The following is a 17,869-nucleotide window of genomic DNA, read 5'->3' as shown; positions in this document are numbered from 1 at the left end:
TCCCATCACTTGCTTTTTCTCGTTTCCAAGGGTGGCGCGATATTGCTCGGCCGTGGCTCATCCAAGGATCTGATCGTCAGTCGCGCGCTCAGCCCGCGAGGCTTCCGGTCATGGAGGCTGAGCTGCCCGCCGTGATGCTTTGCGACGCCGCTGGCAATCGCCAAGCCAAGGCCAATACCAGCATGCTCACGCACCGGGCGTGCTTCGTCTCCCTTGAAGAAAGGTTCCATGACTTTCACCTTCATGTCGTCCGCAACGCCTGGTCCATCGTCGTCGATCTCGATAGTGACGTCGTTGTTCGGTCCCTGAATGAGGACAACTTCGATGTTCTCAGCATAGCGAGAGGCGTTGTCGATGAGGTTTGTGACCGCACGCGTCAACAACGTCGGCTTGCACGTCATTGGCAATCTTGGAGGGCCGGTGAACGAAATGGATACGCCCATGTCTGCGAACCCGGAGACAATCGTCTGCAGAAGGCTCGTCAAGTCGGTTCTATATGACAGACCAACATCCGCCGTCATATCCTTAAGATAGGTCATGCTTTCATCGATCATGCCCGCCAGCGTGTCGATATCGAGCAGCATTTGCCCTTGTAGTTCAAGATCGGTGCAGCACTCGGCCCGCATTCGAAGTCTCGTCGGAGGCGTGCGCAGGTCGTGTCCCATCGCACGCAGCATATTTGCACGCTGATCGATGACTTTCTTTATTCTGGCCCTCATTGTGTTCAGGGTCTCGGCCAGACTTTGAAGCTCGGAGGTTCCGCCGGCCCCACAAAGGGACTAGAGATCTCGTCGTCCAGGCTGATCCTGCGTGCCATGAGAGTAAAGCGAGCAAGGGGACGCGTGATCAGAAAACTGAGATAGAGTGACAGGCAGAGCACGGGCGCCGTCAACAGGCCGACCCAGAACATGTCCGCGATCAGATTGGCCCCGTAGGCGGGCAGAAAGCAGGGCCTCGGAAGCTCGTAGCCGGGCAAGCACTGGCGTTTCGAGAGGCAGCAATAACGGCAGCTCGGGCTCCCGGGGATCATCCTCCCATCGATAAGACCAGGTTGGTCGGCGCCAGGCGTGATTTTTCACGCCTGGCGATCACACTTGTCCAAGCTGCCTCACGCAATCGGAACACAGGTCATTTGTTCGCGTCGCTACGGCGATACAGGTTCCAGTAGCACATTTTCGTCTGCACCCTTCGCGAGCGCGGCTGGCCTGCGGCACTGGCTCTGAATTCTGACATGGCTTTGCGATCGGCTTGAAGTCTCCAACGCCGCGAGCACGTCCAGCACATGGTAGGCCAGGTCCGCATTGGCTCGAAGAGGGCGGTGCATCCTTATGGCGACGGCCATGTCGATCAGCCCTATGACGCGATAGTCAGCCACCTCCTGGCCAAATATCGTGGTGCGGTTGGCCTGCCCGAACGCAAAATCAGCCGTCGAAACTGGCCGCCACTCCCCGCTACCGATCGCGATTTCCGGTATGCCGCCAAAATGGTTCGGATCAGGATTTTGAAGGCTGCCTTCCGTCCCATAAATCTCCATTCTAGGTCGCTTGGTCGCCCAGACATCCCACGACATCGTCAGAGACAAATTGGCACCGCAGGCGAAGTGCAAGCTGCCGTTGATGGTGGTCGGAACGGCCACATCGAAGGTCGTGCCGTTCAGTTTTTCGCTGCTGATTGTGCGCTTGTCGAAAGCTTTGCTGGCATGCGCGGACACGGTTTCGACAGGCCCGAGCAGGTTGATCAGTTGCGTGATGTAATAGGGACCAATATCAATATGCGGCCCACCGCCAGGCTGGTAGAAGAAGCGGGGGTCAGGGTGCCAATGCTCCATCCCGCGTGAAGCAACGGTCACACTCCCACCGACGACGCGCCCGATTTTTCCCTCATCCACGATTTGCCGGGACGCCTGGTGGGCCGCACCGAAAAAGGTATCGGGAGCGCACCCAACGCGCAGACCTAGCGCTGCGGCCTTTTCCATAACAACGACAGCTTCCTTCAGCGACGCGGTCAACGGCTTTTCAGAGTAGATGTGCTTTCCGGCGTCAAGAATATCGAGGTCGACTTGGGCATGCGCCGCAGGAACGGTCAGATTGAGAATGATCTCGATGTCCGGGTCCAAAAGGATCTGCTCGACCGTCATGGCTTGGCACCCAAATTTGGCTGCCTTTTCCCGGGCCATTTCCTCTCGAATGTCGGCAACAGCTTTCACATTCACCAAGCGTGAGCCTGCGGCCCCCTTCAGATAGGCCTCGCTGATGACCCCGCACCCTATAATACCTATGATCACCGGTTCCATTTGGTCTCCTTTGTCGCGTTGTCGCCCGTATCACAGCGAGGCCTGTTTTCGGCTGCAGGCATTGTCACGTTGAGAGCGTTGGTTGCATCCCGAGCAAGGCCGTCAGACAGGCCGCTATCAATCTATGATCCTCAACATCAGGCAGTCCGCTTACGCCAAGCTCCCAAGCGAATTCATAGTTGAACCTTGGAAGCTGAAGACAGCTTTGCTCTTCGATTAAATCCGAAAGAGAAGACACATCGAGTTCCACGTCAGTCTCCATCGGTTGCGTGCCGACCGGCAAAGCTTGGGCTTGTGAACCACGGACGGAATGTCCTCGATCAAGCGGCTTCGCGGCAAAGTCGTTCAATGTCCTGGAGTTCAAGAGGAACTCCGGGAAACTCCGCGATCGTTCCCAATGGGATAGCGCGAACGGACTCCTTTCCGGCTTCATCGGCAAGAAGATCGCCTATGCGCCCCTTCACGCCACCGCGATCCTTGAAAATACTGTGCAGTTTCGGTCCCATGCCCGGATCGTCGAGCCATTCACCGAGCGTCGACCATGGCGTGAGAGGCACCAGGACCGGTTCTCCGGGAACCTCGATCGTATCCTTTAGGCGAAGGTCACGAGACGATGCGCCGACGTGAACCGTCAGAGCGCCTCCCGCGTAGACCCAGGACTTCGAACCACCGTTCCAATGCATCAGGTTTTCGCGCGTGACCGCGATCTCGACCGTGGCTATCTCGCCAGGCTCAAGCCTGATTTTCTTCCATCCACGCAATTCGAGCGGCGGCGTGATCACGAGCTTGGAATGATCGTGAACGTAGAGCTGGACAACGTCGCTACCAGCCCTTGTGCCTGCGTTGCGGATTGTGACCTTCACGTCGAAAGCAATCTCGTCGACCAGCGGGCGCACGCTGATCTCAAGGGCGGAATAGTCGAAACTGGTATAAGACAAGCCATGGCCGAACGGGTAGTCGACCGTCATGTTGCGGGCGTCGTAATACCGGTATCCGATATAGATGCCCTCGCCATATGTGACGTTCTCATGTTCACCTGGAAAGTTGAGGTAGGATGGGGTATCCTCCAGGCGTACCGGTATCGTTTCAGCAAGTTTGCCACCCGGATTGGCGTCGCCGAGAAGAATGTCGGCAATCGTGTCGCCATGCGCCTGTCCAGTCAGCCAGAATTCGACGATTGCATTGACCGAGTTGCGCCAGCCAGAGGTCGTTACCGCGGAACCATTGCTCATTGCCACGACCATCCTTGTGCCTGCCAGTTGCAGGGCATCGATCAGGTCCAATTGATCGCAGGGCAGGTCGATGTTTGTCCTGTCACGGCCCTCCGCCTCATATTCTCCCGGTAGGCCAAGGAAGAGGATGACGATGTCCGAGCGCCGAGCAAGCGCCGTCGCCTCTGCGATCATTACCGTCGTATCGACCCCTTTGTTGACCGCATAGCCTGGAGCGAATTCAAACGACGCCCCGGCATCGGCCGCCCGGATCGACAGGGCGTCTAGAGCACTCGTGACCTTGATCGGGTTGACGCGAGAGCTTCCGGCGCCCTGGTACCGTGGGGTCCTGGCCAACTCGCCAATGACCGCGACGCGAAGGCCCGATGTCAGCGAAAGAGGCAGAACACCGTCATTGGTCAGAAGAACGGCGGATTCAGATGCAGCCTTCCTCACGAGATTGTGGTGCTGTTCGTAGTCTACCGCCTTGGCCTCTCGGTCGTGGGCCGTCCGTGCAGCCAAAAGACGCAGCCGTTCTACGGTTTGCGTGACAACAGTGTCGGCAAGCCGACCGGTGCCGTGGGCGGTTCTGACACGTTCGTCCTCCTGTCGTCCGGGCATGCGGATATCGAGCCCGGCCTCAAGCGCGGCAACAGGATCGCGCACTGCTCCCCAATCCGAAACGACGACGCCGTCAAAGCCCCATTCCTTCCGCAGAACCTCGGTCAGCAACCATGGATTTTCCGAGGCGTGCAGTCCGTTGATCCTGTTGTAGGATGACATGATCGACCACGCTGCCGACTCCCGTATCGCAATCTGAAAAGCGCGAAGATAGATCTCCCTGAGCGTGCGATCATCAGCGTTGGCACTCACCCTCAGGCGATCGGTCTCCTGATTGTTGGCGGCAAAATGCTTGAGGCATGCAGCGACACCTTCATTCTGAACACCGCGCGCCGCCGCTCCGGCGAGCATGCCGGCAAGATACGGATCCTCGGAATAATACTCAAAGTTGCGCCCGCACAGAGGGCTTCTTTTTATGTTGAGGCCCGGACCCAGCACGACGTCCACGCCCGCCTTGCGGGCTTCCCGCCCCAGGGCCTCGCCTACGACACGGACGAGGTCCGCATCCCATGACGACGCCAACGTGACGGCAGGAGGAAAGCAGGTCGCCGGTGCGCTTCGCTCGAGGCCAAGATGATCGGGGTTCTCGTCGTCCTGCACACGAAGCCCGTGGGGGCCGTCCGCAAAGCGAAGTGACCGAATACCGATTCCAGGTGCATCGATCGTCGTCCAATAGTCAGCGCCTGTCGTCAGCGCCAACGATTCATCAATAGCCGCTGCCATGTTCACGGGGACAACCGTGTTGTCAGTCATTTTGAGCCTCTTATGAATTGGATGAAGATGGCGCTAACGAGCGCGAGCACGGCCGCGAATAGGTAGAGGGAGGTATAATTCCCCGCTGTGCCATCGGCCCCGACGAGGAGCAGAACTGGCGCCAGCATCGGCGCGATTGTCTGAGGTATGGTACTCGACAGGTTGAAGACGCCCATACCTTTTCCCGCCGCGCTGTTCTGGTCTGGCAGCACCTCGGAAACAAGCGCGTAGTCGACTCCAAGATAAAGACCGTTGCCCAACCCGGCGATAGCAATACCCACCAAAAACACTTCGACACTGTGAGAGAAGGCGACGACAATCATCGCAATCACGAATAGGAGTGAAGCGAGCAGCACGAGTGGTTTTCGCCGACCGAGGTAATCGGAAAGCCAACCGCCGCCAATACTTGCAATCGCGACGGCGACAGCAAGGACGAACATGGCAACGGTCAGAACCGGCGCGATCGTTTTGGTCGTGTAACCCAGTCGGTCGATCAGGAAATACGTCTTGTATGTCGTGAGCAGATAGAGTGACGTCCAGGCGAGAAACCGACCAAGCCAGACAAGGCCGAAATCACGGTTGCTGAACGGATTGATCCAAAGCGCACCCATCAGGCTAGACAAGGTCACGGACGCGACTTCGCCCGGCCGGCGTTGCGCTTCGCGCAACGTAAACAAGAAGGGCGCGACAAGGATGGCGCCGAGAACCATCGGCCACACGAACATTCCGGCGCCGTCCGTACCGACGATTTGAATGAGAAGGACGCCCCCGACGACGGCCAACTGGCCGGTCATGCCCATCAGGCCTGAAACGCGTCCACGAAGTGCAAGAGGCACTCGCTCCGGCAAAATCGCGATTGTCGCAGCAATGGACGCGTTGAAACCAATCTGAGCGAAGGCCCAACCGAGGGCAACCAGCGGAATTGTGGGGGCCATTCCGATGCCGAAGAGTGCGATGGATCCGACCAGAAATCCGCCCAGTATGAACGGACGCCGCTGGCCCCAGCGGAGTGTCGAACGATCGCTCAGCATGCCGAAAATCGGATTTGACAACAGGGCGGCCGCAGCGCCGATGCTTGAGACGAAGGCGAATGAGCTTGCCTTGCCCTCGGGGTCAATCTGCCCGACCCTTAGGGCAATACTGACGGATGCGGGCGTAATAAGAGCGACATAGATGCCGATGATCGCAAGTATATACCGCGCGACAAAGGCAGCACCTACCGGCTGGCCGGTCAGCCGCATATGGCGTTCCGGCGCAGTTTCAACGGTGGCGCCCATGGAATGTGTCGAGTGAAGCATCAATCCCTCCTCCAGGTGATGGCAATTCAAATACGACCGGATCCGCCAAAGACTCCCAAACAGATCGGTCAACCGACCTGTCTCTTACTCGACAGCGATCGACCCTGCAAGATGCTAGTTCATTTTAGGATCGACAGTTGGGCTTGAATCATTCGCGCGGCATGTTCCATGCCACCGACGAAGTCGATCGATGAGTTGCGCAACCATTGCATTTGAAGACCGTCTGACGTCGCAAACAGAATGGAAACAAGCAGAGCAATGCGATCACGCTTTTCATCGTCAGTAATACGCTTCGCCCGCGCTATGGCATCGGTGAACCCCTGCAGGACAAGGTCGTACCGTGCAACAAAGAAGGCATGAGCTGGATGACCTTCGGTCAGCGATTCCCCCGTCATGACTGAGAAGAAGCGGACGAGGTTTCGATCTGCGACATTGCGATGGGCCGCGCGCAGGACTTCATCGACGAATTCGCTCCGCCCCTCCGCCACCGCTTCAATATCCGGGCGGCTGGCAGACAGCGGATAGTGCAGCTTCAACACAGCATCTAAAAGCTGATCCTTTCCGCCGAAATGATGATGCAATGCCGATTGAACAACGCCAGCTCGTTTCGCAATCTGACTAAGCGACGTTGCACGATAGCCATGCTCTCCGAACAGCTCGACGGCGGCCGTCACTATCGCTGCGCGCGTACGCTCGCCCTGTTCCGCAATCCGCGGCGCTCGTGGCATGGTGGTCCTATCCTGTATCTCAAACAAACAATTTGTAGCGAAGAACTAGGGGCATCACGCCGATCACGCAACAGCGGGAAGCGATTTTGGCTGGTCTTGGCGAATAGCGCAAGGACACCCCCATGCCAACAAGTGAACCGCTGGATGCATGCCCCAACGACTCGTTTACAATTGCTTGGATCCGCCTGAAAGCAGCCAACACTATTTCGACTGCCGGAGGAGATGTCGTAGCTGGCCACCGATTATCCGTCGGGTTAGCAGTTCGCTATGAGCTCCCACGTAGAAACAGCGCGCACCGAAGACCCTGACAAGTGATTTGCTGATTTGCCGCCGTCGCTCAGCAATTGCACAAATTCGCACAACGATCTGCTGAGACGGTCACGGAAATCAAGGCGGCCGCGATCAAGAGACACGATCGAGAGCTGCGAGATCACGGATACTGCTCACAATCACGCTGAAGAAACCGACACCTTGGTACAGCGCCTGAGCCAATTCAACATTAGCGCAGCCGGATCATTGCAACGCACAATTCTGGCGTCGTTTCGACCACCTTTTGTTGACAATGCGTCTCCACCCCGGGGCCGCCTGCGATATTGCTGGAAACGGCCGAACCCTATAGCGATAGGCGGGCCGACGGGAAAGCTCGTCAGGTCTTGAGGGAAGTCCAATCGTGCAGCAGCCAACTCCATCCGTCAATGTCGCCGTAGAACCTCCGGTTCGGCACATCATACCGCCAATCCTTCTGCGGATACGCCTGTTCTCCGGCGTCGTACTTTTACTTTTCGTGGCGATGCACCTGATCAACCTTGGCCTTGGCCTGCATTCGATTGCGGCAATGGACAGTGCCCGCCGTTTCCTGATGGCACCCTGGATGAGTTTGCCGGGGACGATGATCCTAGCTGCTGCTGTGGTGCTCCATGGCGGCCTCGGATTGTCCGCCATCGCCTCGAGACGCAGCCTCACTTTGAGCCGCACCGACTGGGTGCAGGTGATCCTCGGCTTGATCACGACGCCCCTGTTGCTCAACCATGTCGCACTCACCACTATATGGAGCTTTATCGACGACCGATACGAGCCGGATTACGGCCTGGTGCTGTCGGCTTATTGGAAATTCGTTCCAGTCTTTGCCCTGCAGCAGGTGTTGGTCGTGGTGATCGTCTGGATCCACGGCGCCATCGGGCTTTATAGCTGGCTGGTGCTGAAGCCGGTATGGACGCGGCTTGGGGCATTGGTCACGCCGCTGATGTTCGCAGTGCCTATCCTGGCATTGCTCGGCTTCGTGAAGGGTGGCAAGGAGGCGCTGACCAGGCTTGCCACCGATCCCGATTGGCAGGCACGCATCGATGCGATGATGGGCCGCGCCGTCATCTTCAGGGCGGAACTCGATGCTATCCAGTTCTGGATATTCCTCGTCTATGGGATTTTGGCACTCGCCGCTCTCGGCGTCTTTGCGTATCGCACCCTGCATCTTCGCGCGCAAAGGTTCACGGTTCGCTATGATGGCGACCAAGTTGCGTCGGGACGCAAGGGCCTGTCGATCCTTGAGGTCAGCCTGCTCAACAACATCCCGCATGCCCATATCTGCAGCGGCAGGGGCCGCTGCGGCACCTGCGTTGTTTCCGTCACCGCCGGACCGGAGGCATTGACACCGATCGAAGAACAGGAGGCACAGACATTGGCTCGCATTCAGGCCGGCGAGGGCGAACGTCTCGCGTGCCAAGCCTGTCTCACCGGCGCAACGATCGATGTCGTACGCCTGCGTCCCGCCTATGCCGATGCGTCCGCCGCACGCGATCCGGCCGCCTGGGTCGACGCCCCGGCCGCGCCGCTACAGGCGGCGCCATGAGGACGGTGATGGTGAAACACAACCTGCTCTCGGTCGCCGGCCGCCGCCTTGCCCCGACGATGGCGTTTCTCTGCGTCTTCGCCGTGACCGCAAGCGCCGAGACGACAAGCTCTCCCACGGAGAGCCTTGTTGCCGGACTTTTGCAAACGGCGAGACTGCGCCTCAATAACCTCGGCGAGGCCCTGCTACAGGGTCCTGGTGAAGTGAGGCAGCTATGGGCCGCCATGAGCGACGCCATGGCGAGCGGAAATGGCATCATCACGCTGACCTATGGCCTTATCCTGCTATTGATTGGCGGCGGCGGCGAATGGCTCTACTGGACCTACGCTGCCTCCACGCTGCGTGCGATCCAGGCAGCTCCTATCGCCACCCCACGCCAGGCCTTCAAGCTGGCCATGCGACGCCTGGCGCTCATGGGTTTCGGGCTGACGCTGTTTACAATCGCGCTGGTCGGCAGTACTGCCTATTTCGATTGGCCGTCCGGCTTCGACAGTATGGTCATCGCAGCTATTCTGCTGATCGTCACGATTCGTGTCATCTGGTTGATCGCCGACATCATCGCCGCGCCAGGCCATCCGCAATTGCGTCTTGCCGATATCACCCCCCGGCAAGCCCGGGCCGGTGTCGGAATTGCGGTCGTCGTCGCCTTCTTGCTTGCCGTCGGTCAATTACTCTCTGATCTGATGGAAAAGGCGATGGCCCCCCACGCTGCCGAGATGCTGCATATCGTGGTCGCGACCCTGCTGGCACTGATCGCGCTTGCGGTCGCCCCATCCATCGTCAAGACAGGCAACATACCCCGCCGCGCATCACGGCGCGTGCCGCCGAAATTTCCCGTTTCCTTCCTGGTAACGGCCGTCATCCTTGGCATTTATGGCATCTGGCTCGCCGGCGGCACCATGCTGGCCGTGCTGCTCGCCGATATCGTTATCGTGGCGGTGGTCCAGGCGCATCTGCGCCCGATCATATTTTTCTTCTGGTCGGATGGGATGATGCCACAAGCTGTTGGGGAGAGCGAGAACGAGGCTCTTGACCACAATAACGAACATGATCCCGCTGTAAGCATCGGCGCGACCGAAAGCGGCCTTGTCCCTTCGATCGTGTTGTCGTTGACGCGTTATGGCGTGGTGATCGTCGGCATCGCTGCCGCGCTGTTTGCGATCGGGGCGCCAATGACCCAGATGGCGGCCAGCGAAAATCCGTTAACGCGACTTATCCTGCATCTGTTGGGCGTTGCCGGCTTGGCGCTGGTCACCAACATCGCCTGGATCGCCCTCCGTGTTTCCATCGATCGACGATTGCGTGCACTTGCACCGGATGACCTACACGGCGAGCCCGGCCCCAATGCCCGGCTGCTGACCCTGCTTCCTCTGCTGCGTACCACCAGCGCCATCGTCTTCCTGGTGCTGCTGGTGCTCTCGGCATTGTGGACGCTCGGCATCCAGATCACGCCGCTTCTGGCCGGTGCCGGCGTCTTCGGGCTGGCACTCGGTTTTGGCGCGCAGGCGCTGGTGCGCGACATCATCTCCGGAATCTTCTATTTGGTCGAGGATGTCTTCCGGGTCGGCGAATATATCGAGAGTGGCTCGAGTACCAAGGGTACGGTCGAGCGCATCACACTACGTACGGTCGCGCTGCGCCATCACAACGGCCCGCTGCACTTCGTCCCCTACGGCTCGCTCGGCACAGTGCGTAACAATTCACGCGATTGGGTGGTGGAAAAATTCGATCTGCCCCTGCCGGTGAATATCGATAGCGAACAGGTGCGCAAACTGATCAAGAAGGTCGGCGAGGCGATGCTCGTCGATCCGGAGGTCGGCCCGAAGATGCGTGAGCCGTTGAAGGCCAAGCTCTATCGCATCGATCCGGGCGTCAAAATCTTCCGCTGCAAATTCCAGACGGCGCCCGGCCATCAATTCGATGTTCGCGCTCAGGCCTATAGGCGCATCGAGGCGGTCCTGAAGGAGGCCGGCATTCGCTTCGCCGACGGCACGCAAACCGTGCTGTTGTCATCTGCGCCGGTGGAGCGGACAGAAATGACGGGGGTCCGGATCGAAGGAGCTTGAAAGCCTCAGCTTACGCTGCAAGTCCGGGCTATATTTTGCCGATTGCCAAAGGTCTTCGCGTAGTGATGCCAAGCTGACGATTGCCGACCGCATTGACTGATAGTTGGCTGCGAGAACTTTGTCCGGGGTCAGTTGCGAATATCGGAGCTCCTCAAGAAACACGGAATCAATAGCGCTAAACCGGAAAAGAATTGTATCGGCACCGCGAGGCTTCAGTTCTCTTGGTGAACCAACTGGCGTGCAATCGTCGATTTCTGCAACAGCTACAATCCCTTTCGCTCAACGGCGTGAAAAGCACACGAGGCGCGTGAACAACATTTTGGCCTAAGATCTTTTTATAAACAGGGATTTGACCTCGCGAAGCCGTCGGCTCCAGAGTAGATCCGCAAGTGCAGCAAGGCGCTCGACCTTTTCAGCTTTGTCGCCAAGCAATGTGTCGGCATTCGCCCAGTCGGATGCCGCGTTCCACCCGTGCGACCAGAATCTGCCGCCACTACGTCCTGGCAAGTCTTCCGACGGTCCGCTTCAGACCTGCGCATCATACCTGGCAACCGGGGACTGCTCCAATTCGACGCCTTCTTCGCGACAATCATGTTGCACAAGAGACAGTAGACGGTGGGCCACTCACAGCGCGACAAGTTATGCGGCAAGACTACCGGATCGCCCGGCAAGCCGAGCCGCCACGCTAGCGCACATCAAGGGGGAGGCCTTGGCGCGAAGCATCACAATAAATGGAGGAGTTATGAACAATTGGCTTCACGCTGCCACGTCCGCGCTGTTGTGCGTGACTGCAGGCTTTGCCCAAGCGGATAATCTATACAAGGGGGCACCGCGCACGTTTCTTTTCAATCCGAACCAGGAGGTATGCTTCCACGACACCGCCAGCTACAAGAAGAGTGGCCCCTACACGATCGGTTTTTCCAATGCCGGCTTGGGAGATAGCTGGCGCGTGGTCGCACAGCACGTCATGCAAAAGTCGGCGGCCGAGCACAAGGACATGATCGCCCACCTGCTCATCACCGATGCGGGCCACGACGATTCCAAGCAGGTTGCCGATATCCAGGACCTCGTGTCCCGCGGCGTGGATCTTCTCATCGTTTCCGCAAATTCCGAGCAAGCCGTCGATCCAGCCGTTTCACGCGTCATGCAACAAGGCATCCCGGTCGTCATGGTCGACCGCCGCATCGCTTCCGACAACTTCGTCACTTTCGTCACCGCATCCGATGCGATCTCCGGCCGGCTCTTCGCCCAGTGGATTGTCGAGAAGCTGCATGGCAAAGGCAATGTCATCATGCTTGGCGGCCAGGCCGGCTCGAGCCCATCAGAAATTCGCATGAAGACGGCGAAAGAAGTGTTCGCGCAGTATCCTGACATCAAGATTCTCGACACGGTCTATGGCGATTGGAGCCCGGTAAAGGCCAAGCAGGTCATGCAATCGATGATCCAGAAATATGGCAAGGATATCAATGCCGTCTGGTCGGCACACGGCTTGATGACGCCAGGTTCCATCGAGGCATTCATCGATGCCGGCTGGAAGGACGGGGAGATCCCCCCGCATACCACGGCAGATGTGAACGGTCCGATGCAGCTCGCATTGAAGCACAAGGTCCCGCTGCTCGAGGTCGGCTATCCTCCGACGATGTATGACGAGGCGATCAAGACTTCATTGAAGATCCTGAGCGGTGCTCCTGTCCCCTGCATCACCGAGATCAACAGCCAGATCGCGGTCACCGAGGGCGACAACACACCTTCGATCGACACGCGGCTCAGGATCGACGAACTTGTCGTCAAGGACGGCGCTCCAGACCTGATCGTAACGGGCGGCATGGGCCCGGACTACAATCCGTCGACCTACAAGATCGATTATCCCAAGTGATCGCATGCGATGGAGCCGGGATCCCAAAAGATCCCGGCTATTTTCTGGAGGACAGCATGCTCACTATATCGAACCTGTCGAAGTCGTTTCCGGGCGTACGGGCGCTCACGGAAATGCAGTTGAATGTGCGCGCTGGAGAGATCCATGCGCTGGTTGGCGAAAATGGCGCCGGAAAATCGACCCTCACCAAAGTCATCGCGGGCGTCTACCGGCCGGATGACGGCCAGATCGAGTTCGACGGCAAGACCGTCCATTGGAGTTCCGCCGGCGATGCCAAGGCTGCAGGAATTCACGTGATCTATCAGGAATTTGTCCTTTTCCCGCAAATGACGGTGGCGGAGAATATCTTCCTTGGCCATGAGCGACGCTGGAAACCGGGCCTTGTCGATCATCGCCAGACGAGGAGGGATGCCGTCGAGCTGTTGAAACGGCTAGGCGCGGCGATCAATCCGGACAGCCGTGTTTCGGATTTGAGTGTGGCCGACCAGCAGATGGTGGAGATCGCGAAGGCGCTGGTTCACAAGGTGAAACTCCTCATTCTCGACGAACCGACGGCCGTCATATCTGGAAAAGAAGTCTCACTGCTTTTCCAGCGCATCCTGGCGCTAAAGGACGAGGGTGTTGCCATCATCTATATTTCGCACCGTCTCGAGGAGATTTTCGAGATCTGCGATCGCGTCACGGTGCTAAAGGACGGGAAATTCGTGGCCTGCCGCGACATTGGTGATGTTGATCGCGGCTCGCTTGTCTCGCTTATGGTCGGACGTGACATGTCCGAACTGTACCCGCCGAAGGCGGATATGCGTCGGGATCGGCCTGTGGTGCTCGAGGTACGCGATATCTCCGTACCCGACCGCGTCCGCAAGGCGTCGATCCAGCTTCGTGCCGGGGAAATCACGACGTTAGCGGGGATGGTCGGGGCGGGTCGCAGCGAAGTTGCACTTGGCATTTTCGGCGGCCTCCCGCTGTCGGGAGGTCAGATCGTCGTCGGTGGAAAAACGTACAAGGCGATGTCTCCATCCCGGGCGATCGGAGAGGGGATTGGCCTGCTTACCGAAGATCGCAAGGGGCAGGGGCTCGCCATGCTTCTCGACGTCGCATCGAATATATCGGCCGCCGACCTGAATTCAGTGAGCAGCAGGGGAATGCTCGACCACCGCAAGGAGGCCGCGATTGCCCGGTCGGAGATAGCGGCCTATCAGATCGCCTGTCGCGGCCCCCACAATCCGGTGGTCAACATGTCGGGTGGCAATCAGCAAAAAGTACTTGTCTCTCGATGGGCCCGCACCTGCAAGAAAGTCCTGATCCTGGACGAGCCGACCCGCGGGGTCGATGTTGGGGCAAAAGCGGAGATCTATCGCATTGTCCGCGAGCTGGCAGCAAGCGGCATCGCCGTCTTGATGATCAGCTCCGAGCTTCCCGAAGTCGTTGGGATGTCGGATCGCGTGGTGGTCATGCGCGAAGGCGTCACCGTCGGCGAGCTCGTTGGTGATGACATCGACGAAGAAAAGATCATGCAGCTTGCCACCCAGAAACACCTGATCGAGGAGTTGGCGTCGTGACAGCGATCGCAAGATTGACTCATGTCTATCTGAGCAAGCGGCAGGCGGGCGTCTTCATCGTCATCGCCCTTATAGTTGCTTTGATGCTTCTTGGAGCGGTGCTCTCCGACCGCTTCCGCACGCTTTCCAATCTCATGAATGTGTTCGAACAGTCCTCGGCGCTGGCGCTCGTCAGCCTCGGCCAAACGTTCACGATCCTGACCGGCGGCATCGACCTTTCAGTCGGTTCCCTGATCAGCCTGGCGAGCGTGCTGCTTTCGGGCATTGCCCGAGGCAGTCCGGCCATGGCAGTCCTCGCGATTTGCCTCGTCATCGGGCTCGGGATCGTCGTCGGCCTGATCAACGGCACGATGGTGATCTGGCTTCGGGTTCACCCTCTGATCGTCACCCTTGGCATGGGCGCGGCCTTACAGGGCGCGACGCTTCTCTACACCTTGGGTCCCGTGGGCTCCATGCCCTTGGGCTTCGACTATCTCGCCTATGGCCGCCCGCTTGGTCTGCCAGTCGGGGCGTTGATAACAATTGTGCTCTTTCTCGGTGCAGCGGCATTCCTGCGCCACAGTATCTTCGGCCGCCACATTTATGCGGTCGGCGACGATGCAACTGCCGCCGAACTCACGGGCCTTCCGCGCAGGCGCGTGATCTTGTTCGTCTATGCCTTTTCAGGGTTCATGGCGGCGCTCGGGGCAATCTTTTTGGTGGCACGATTTGGGGTCGGGCAGCCCTATACGGGACAGAATTTCACATTGACCTCAATCACCCCGGTTGTCGTCGGAGGGACGATGCTGCGTGGCGGGCGCGGCGGCGTCATCGGCACGTTGATGGGCGTCTATCTGATCTCGCTCTTGAACAACGTCATGAACTTCATAGACGTCTCATCTCACTTTCAGCTGATCGTGCAGGGTTTGATCATCATGCTCGCGGTATCGATTTACATCGAGGACAAAAGGAAAATCTGATGTTGCAGGTTTCTGATCCGATTGCGCTTCCAGGCAAGCGTTCCATTGATGTCCGCGCTGTTGCCCGAGCCTACGGAATCCATCTGGCTCTGCTCGCGCTGATCCTGATTTCGGCCGTTCTATCCCCCGCCTTTTTGAGCGCGGGCAATATTTCGAACATGCTTTTGCAACTTGCGCCGCTCGGTGTTGTGGTTATCGGCCAGACACTCGTCATTCTCGTTCGAGGACTTGACCTCTCGGTCGCCTCGGTGATGGCCACAGCCGCTGTCGTGGCGACCAGCTTCACCGGGCGCAATGCAGACGCCTTCGCAATCGTCCTGGTGGCCGTCGGGATTGGCCTGTTGGCCGGTCTGGTCAACGGCCTGCTTATCACCAAACGAAATGTCTCGCCGTTTCTTGCGACTCTTGCCACGATGATCGTGCTGCAAGGCATGCGGTTCGCCGTTACCCAAGGGGCACCGTCCGGCAATGTTCCTCCCTTCTTTCGGACTGTCGGATCTCAGCTCTTTTATGGCATTCCCTATAATCTGATGATCTTGGCAGTGACTGCAGCCGTTTTCACCGTGCTGCTGCGCGGAACCACATTCGGACGAAAGGTCTATATTACCGGGGGCAATCCTGTGACCGCCAGGCTCGTCGGCATCAATGCAGATCGCATAACCATTGCCTGCTATCTGATCTCAGGTGCGCTTGCGGCCATTGCAGGACTGATATTGTCCGGCTTCGTTGGCATCGTCGACAACTGGGTCGGGCGCGGATTCGAACTCGACTCCATCGTCGCAGCCGTCATTGGTGGCGTTGCCCTTTCTGGCGGTCGCGGCACGATTCTCGGCGCCCTGGTCGGAGCGACCATCCTCGTCGTCGTATTCAACGCGGCACTACTTCTGGGCTTGCCAATCGAATTCCAGATCCTGATCAAGGGGGTCGTGATCGTCACGGCAGCAGCCTTTTACGTTCGCCGATCGGAGAAATGACCGAGCAGTTCGACGCAAACTGCTCCCTCAAAAACCATCACCACCGTCGCGATACACCAAACCCAGTTTGTCCTCCCAGGACACGTGGCTGCCGGCTGAGGCGTCGGCGGCAGCCACCTTTTTACGCAAAGATCGAGCCTTGAGATGACGAGTTCGACAGGAGAATTGATGACAGAGGCAATCGAGCTGCCTGAACGCGAGAGCATGGAATTCGACGTTGTGATTGTCGGCGCGGGCCCTGCCGGGCTGTCGGCGGCGATCCGTTTGAAGCAGGTCAATCCGGATTTGAGCGTCGTCGTGCTTGAGAAAGGTGCCGAGGTCGGCGCGCATATTCTGTCGGGCGCCGTCGTCGATCCCATCGGCATCGACCGGTTGCTGCCCGGCTGGCGCGAGGAGGAGGGGCATCCCTTCAAGACCGAGGTGACAGCCGATCACTTCATGTTGCTCGGCCCCGCTGGTTCCATCCGTCTGCCGAACTTTGCCATGCCGCCGCTGATGAACAACCACGGCAATTATATCGTCTCGCTCGGCAACGTCTGTCGCTGGCTCGCCGAAAAGGCCGAGGCCCTTGGCGTCGATATCTATCCCGGCTTTGCCGCAACCGAAGTGCTCTATAATGACGACGGCGCCGTCATCGGTGTTGCCACCGGCGACATGGGCATCGAGAAGAATGGCGAGCCCGGCCCGAACTATACCCGCGGCATGGAGCTGCTCGGCAAATATGTCCTGATCGGCGAAGGCGTGCGCGGTTCGCTCGCCAAACAGCTCATTGCCAAGTTCGACCTGTCGAGGGATCGCGAGCCACAGAAGTTCGGCATCGGCATCAAGGAGCTCTGGCAGGTCAAGCCCGAGAACCACAAACAGGGCCTCGTGCAGCACTCCTTCGGCTGGCCGCTCGGCATGAAGACCGGCGGCGGGTCCTTCCTCTATCATCTCGAGGACAATCTGGTTGCCGTCGGCTTCGTCGTGCACCTCAACTACAAGAACCCCTATCTCTATCCCTTCGAGGAATTCCAGCGCTTCAAGACGCATCCAGCCATTCGCGGCACCTTCGAGGGTGGCAAGCGCATCTCCTACGGCGCTCGCGCCATCACCGAGGGTGGCTACCAGTCGGTGCCGAAACTCTCCTTCCCCGGCGGTGCGCTGATCGGCTGTTCGGCCGGCTTCGTCAATGTGCCGCGCATCAAGGGCAGCCACAATGCCGTGCTCTCGGGCATGCTCGCTGCCGAGAAGATCGCCGATGCGATCGCGGCCGGCCGCGCCAATGACGAAGTGATCGAGATCGAGAACGAATGGCGTTCTGGCGATATCGGCAAGGACCTGAAGCGCGTGCGCAACGTCAAGCCGCTGTGGTCGAAGTTCGGCACGGCGATCGGCGTGGCCCTTGGCGGCCTCGACATGTGGACGAACCAGCTCCTCGGTCTCTCCTTCTTCGGCACGCTGAAGCACGGCAAGACCGATGCCGAGTCGCTGGAGCCGGCGGCCAAGCATAAGCCGATCGCCTATCCGAAACCGGACGGCGTGCTCACCTTCGACCGTCTCTCTTCGGTGTTCCTGTCGAACACCAATCATGAGGAGGACCAGCCGGTTCATCTCAAGGTCAAGGACATGGCCCTGCAGAGGAATTCGGAACACGATATCTTTGCCGGTCCGTCGACCCGCTACTGTCCGGCCGGCGTCTA

13 protein-coding genes are annotated in these 17,869 nt (G+C 58.8%); 7 read left to right on the top strand and 6 right to left on the bottom strand.

Annotation, left to right across the window (positions count from 1 at the left end):
• Nucleotides 1–5: 5 nt before the first annotated feature.
• The 6 genes from EX00_RS03330 to EX00_RS03310 form a co-directional block, all read right to left on the bottom strand.
• Nucleotides 6–584, bottom strand: a complete 579-nt coding sequence (locus tag EX00_RS03330) for a sensor histidine kinase (protein ID WP_052210659.1) — start codon at nucleotides 582–584, stop codon at nucleotides 6–8.
• A 560-nt stretch (nucleotides 585–1,144) separates the two neighbouring features.
• Nucleotides 1,145–2,293: a Gfo/Idh/MocA family protein gene (locus EX00_RS03325; protein WP_047454149.1), complete on the bottom strand. Its 1,149-nt coding sequence runs from the start codon at nucleotides 2,291–2,293 to the stop codon at nucleotides 1,145–1,147.
• 64 nt (nucleotides 2,294–2,357) lie between these two features.
• Nucleotides 2,358–2,543, bottom strand: a complete 186-nt coding sequence (locus EX00_RS31395; protein WP_155294013.1) for a hypothetical protein — start codon at nucleotides 2,541–2,543, stop codon at nucleotides 2,358–2,360.
• 70 nt (nucleotides 2,544–2,613) lie between these two features.
• On the bottom strand, nucleotides 2,614–4,878 hold the full coding sequence (locus EX00_RS03320) for a glycoside hydrolase family 3 C-terminal domain-containing protein (RefSeq protein WP_047454147.1): 2,265 nt from the start codon (nucleotides 4,876–4,878) through the stop codon (nucleotides 2,614–2,616).
• Nucleotides 4,875–6,176 (bottom strand): MFS transporter, encoded by a 1,302-nt coding sequence (locus EX00_RS03315; RefSeq protein WP_052210657.1) that lies wholly within the window; start codon nucleotides 6,174–6,176, stop codon nucleotides 4,875–4,877. Before EX00_RS03315 ends, EX00_RS03320 begins: the two co-directional genes overlap by 4 nt.
• Nucleotides 6,177–6,295: 119 nt before the next feature.
• Nucleotides 6,296–6,904: a TetR/AcrR family transcriptional regulator gene (locus EX00_RS03310; protein ID WP_052210655.1), complete on the bottom strand. Its 609-nt coding sequence runs from the start codon at nucleotides 6,902–6,904 to the stop codon at nucleotides 6,296–6,298.
• 670 nt (nucleotides 6,905–7,574) lie between these two features.
• On the opposite strand from EX00_RS03310, the gene EX00_RS03305 reads away from it, so the two are divergent.
• From EX00_RS03305 to EX00_RS03275, 7 genes are all read left to right on the top strand, one after another.
• A complete protein-coding gene (locus tag EX00_RS03305) occupies nucleotides 7,575–8,750 on the top strand; it encodes a 2Fe-2S iron-sulfur cluster-binding protein (RefSeq protein WP_155294012.1) in 1,176 nt (391 codons plus the stop codon).
• Between the two features lie 8 nt (nucleotides 8,751–8,758).
• Nucleotides 8,759–10,816, top strand: coding sequence for a mechanosensitive ion channel family protein (locus EX00_RS30705; protein WP_052210653.1), 2,058 nt, complete (start codon nucleotides 8,759–8,761; stop codon nucleotides 10,814–10,816).
• 742 nt (nucleotides 10,817–11,558) lie between these two features.
• Complete coding sequence (locus tag EX00_RS03295) at nucleotides 11,559–12,692, top strand: ABC transporter substrate-binding protein (protein ID WP_037223473.1); 1,134 nt, start codon at nucleotides 11,559–11,561, stop codon at nucleotides 12,690–12,692.
• 56 nt (nucleotides 12,693–12,748) lie between these two features.
• Nucleotides 12,749–14,254 carry a sugar ABC transporter ATP-binding protein gene (locus tag EX00_RS03290; protein WP_047454237.1) on the top strand — a complete coding sequence of 502 codons (1,506 nt, stop codon included), beginning with the start codon at nucleotides 12,749–12,751 and terminating at the stop codon, nucleotides 14,252–14,254.
• On the top strand, nucleotides 14,251–15,213 hold the full coding sequence (locus EX00_RS03285) for an ABC transporter permease (protein WP_234708961.1): 963 nt from the start codon (nucleotides 14,251–14,253) through the stop codon (nucleotides 15,211–15,213). The genes EX00_RS03290 and EX00_RS03285 overlap by 4 nt, the downstream gene beginning before the upstream one ends.
• The gene (locus EX00_RS03280) at nucleotides 15,213–16,187 is read left to right on the top strand and encodes an ABC transporter permease (protein ID WP_052210652.1); all 975 of its coding nucleotides are present in this window, start codon (nucleotides 15,213–15,215) and stop codon (nucleotides 16,185–16,187) included. Before EX00_RS03285 ends, EX00_RS03280 begins: the two co-directional genes overlap by 1 nt.
• Before the next feature lie 168 nt (nucleotides 16,188–16,355).
• The coding region (locus EX00_RS03275) for an electron transfer flavoprotein-ubiquinone oxidoreductase (RefSeq protein ID WP_047454140.1) at nucleotides 16,356–17,869 on the top strand (1,514 nt) is incomplete at its 3' end.

It is taken from the genome of Martinezella rhizogenes (assembly GCF_000799715.1).
GTDB classification, from domain to species: domain Bacteria; phylum Pseudomonadota; class Alphaproteobacteria; order Rhizobiales; family Rhizobiaceae; genus Rhizobium; species Rhizobium rhizogenes_C.
Note: the sequence above shows the minus strand (reverse complement) of the source record. Positions and strands in the feature narration are given on the sequence as shown.

Coding starts and splice junctions, on each gene's coding strand:
- EX00_RS03290 (WP_047454237.1), top strand. CDS start 12,749: ATGCTCACTATATCGAACCTGTCGAAGTCGTTTCCGGGCGTACGGGCG.
- EX00_RS03315 (WP_052210657.1), bottom strand. CDS start 6,176: ATGCTTCACTCGACACATTCCATGGGCGCCACCGTTGAAACTGCGCCG.
- EX00_RS03310 (WP_052210655.1), bottom strand. CDS start 6,904: ATGCCACGAGCGCCGCGGATTGCGGAACAGGGCGAGCGTACGCGCGCA.
- EX00_RS30705 (WP_052210653.1), top strand. CDS start 8,759: ATGGTGAAACACAACCTGCTCTCGGTCGCCGGCCGCCGCCTTGCCCCG.
- EX00_RS03295 (WP_037223473.1), top strand. CDS start 11,559: ATGAACAATTGGCTTCACGCTGCCACGTCCGCGCTGTTGTGCGTGACT.
- EX00_RS03320 (WP_047454147.1), bottom strand. CDS start 4,878: ATGACTGACAACACGGTTGTCCCCGTGAACATGGCAGCGGCTATTGAT.
- EX00_RS03330 (WP_052210659.1), bottom strand. CDS start 584: ATGCTGCTCGATATCGACACGCTGGCGGGCATGATCGATGAAAGCATG.
- EX00_RS03325 (WP_047454149.1), bottom strand. CDS start 2,293: ATGGAACCGGTGATCATAGGTATTATAGGGTGCGGGGTCATCAGCGAG.
- EX00_RS03280 (WP_052210652.1), top strand. CDS start 15,213: ATGTTGCAGGTTTCTGATCCGATTGCGCTTCCAGGCAAGCGTTCCATT.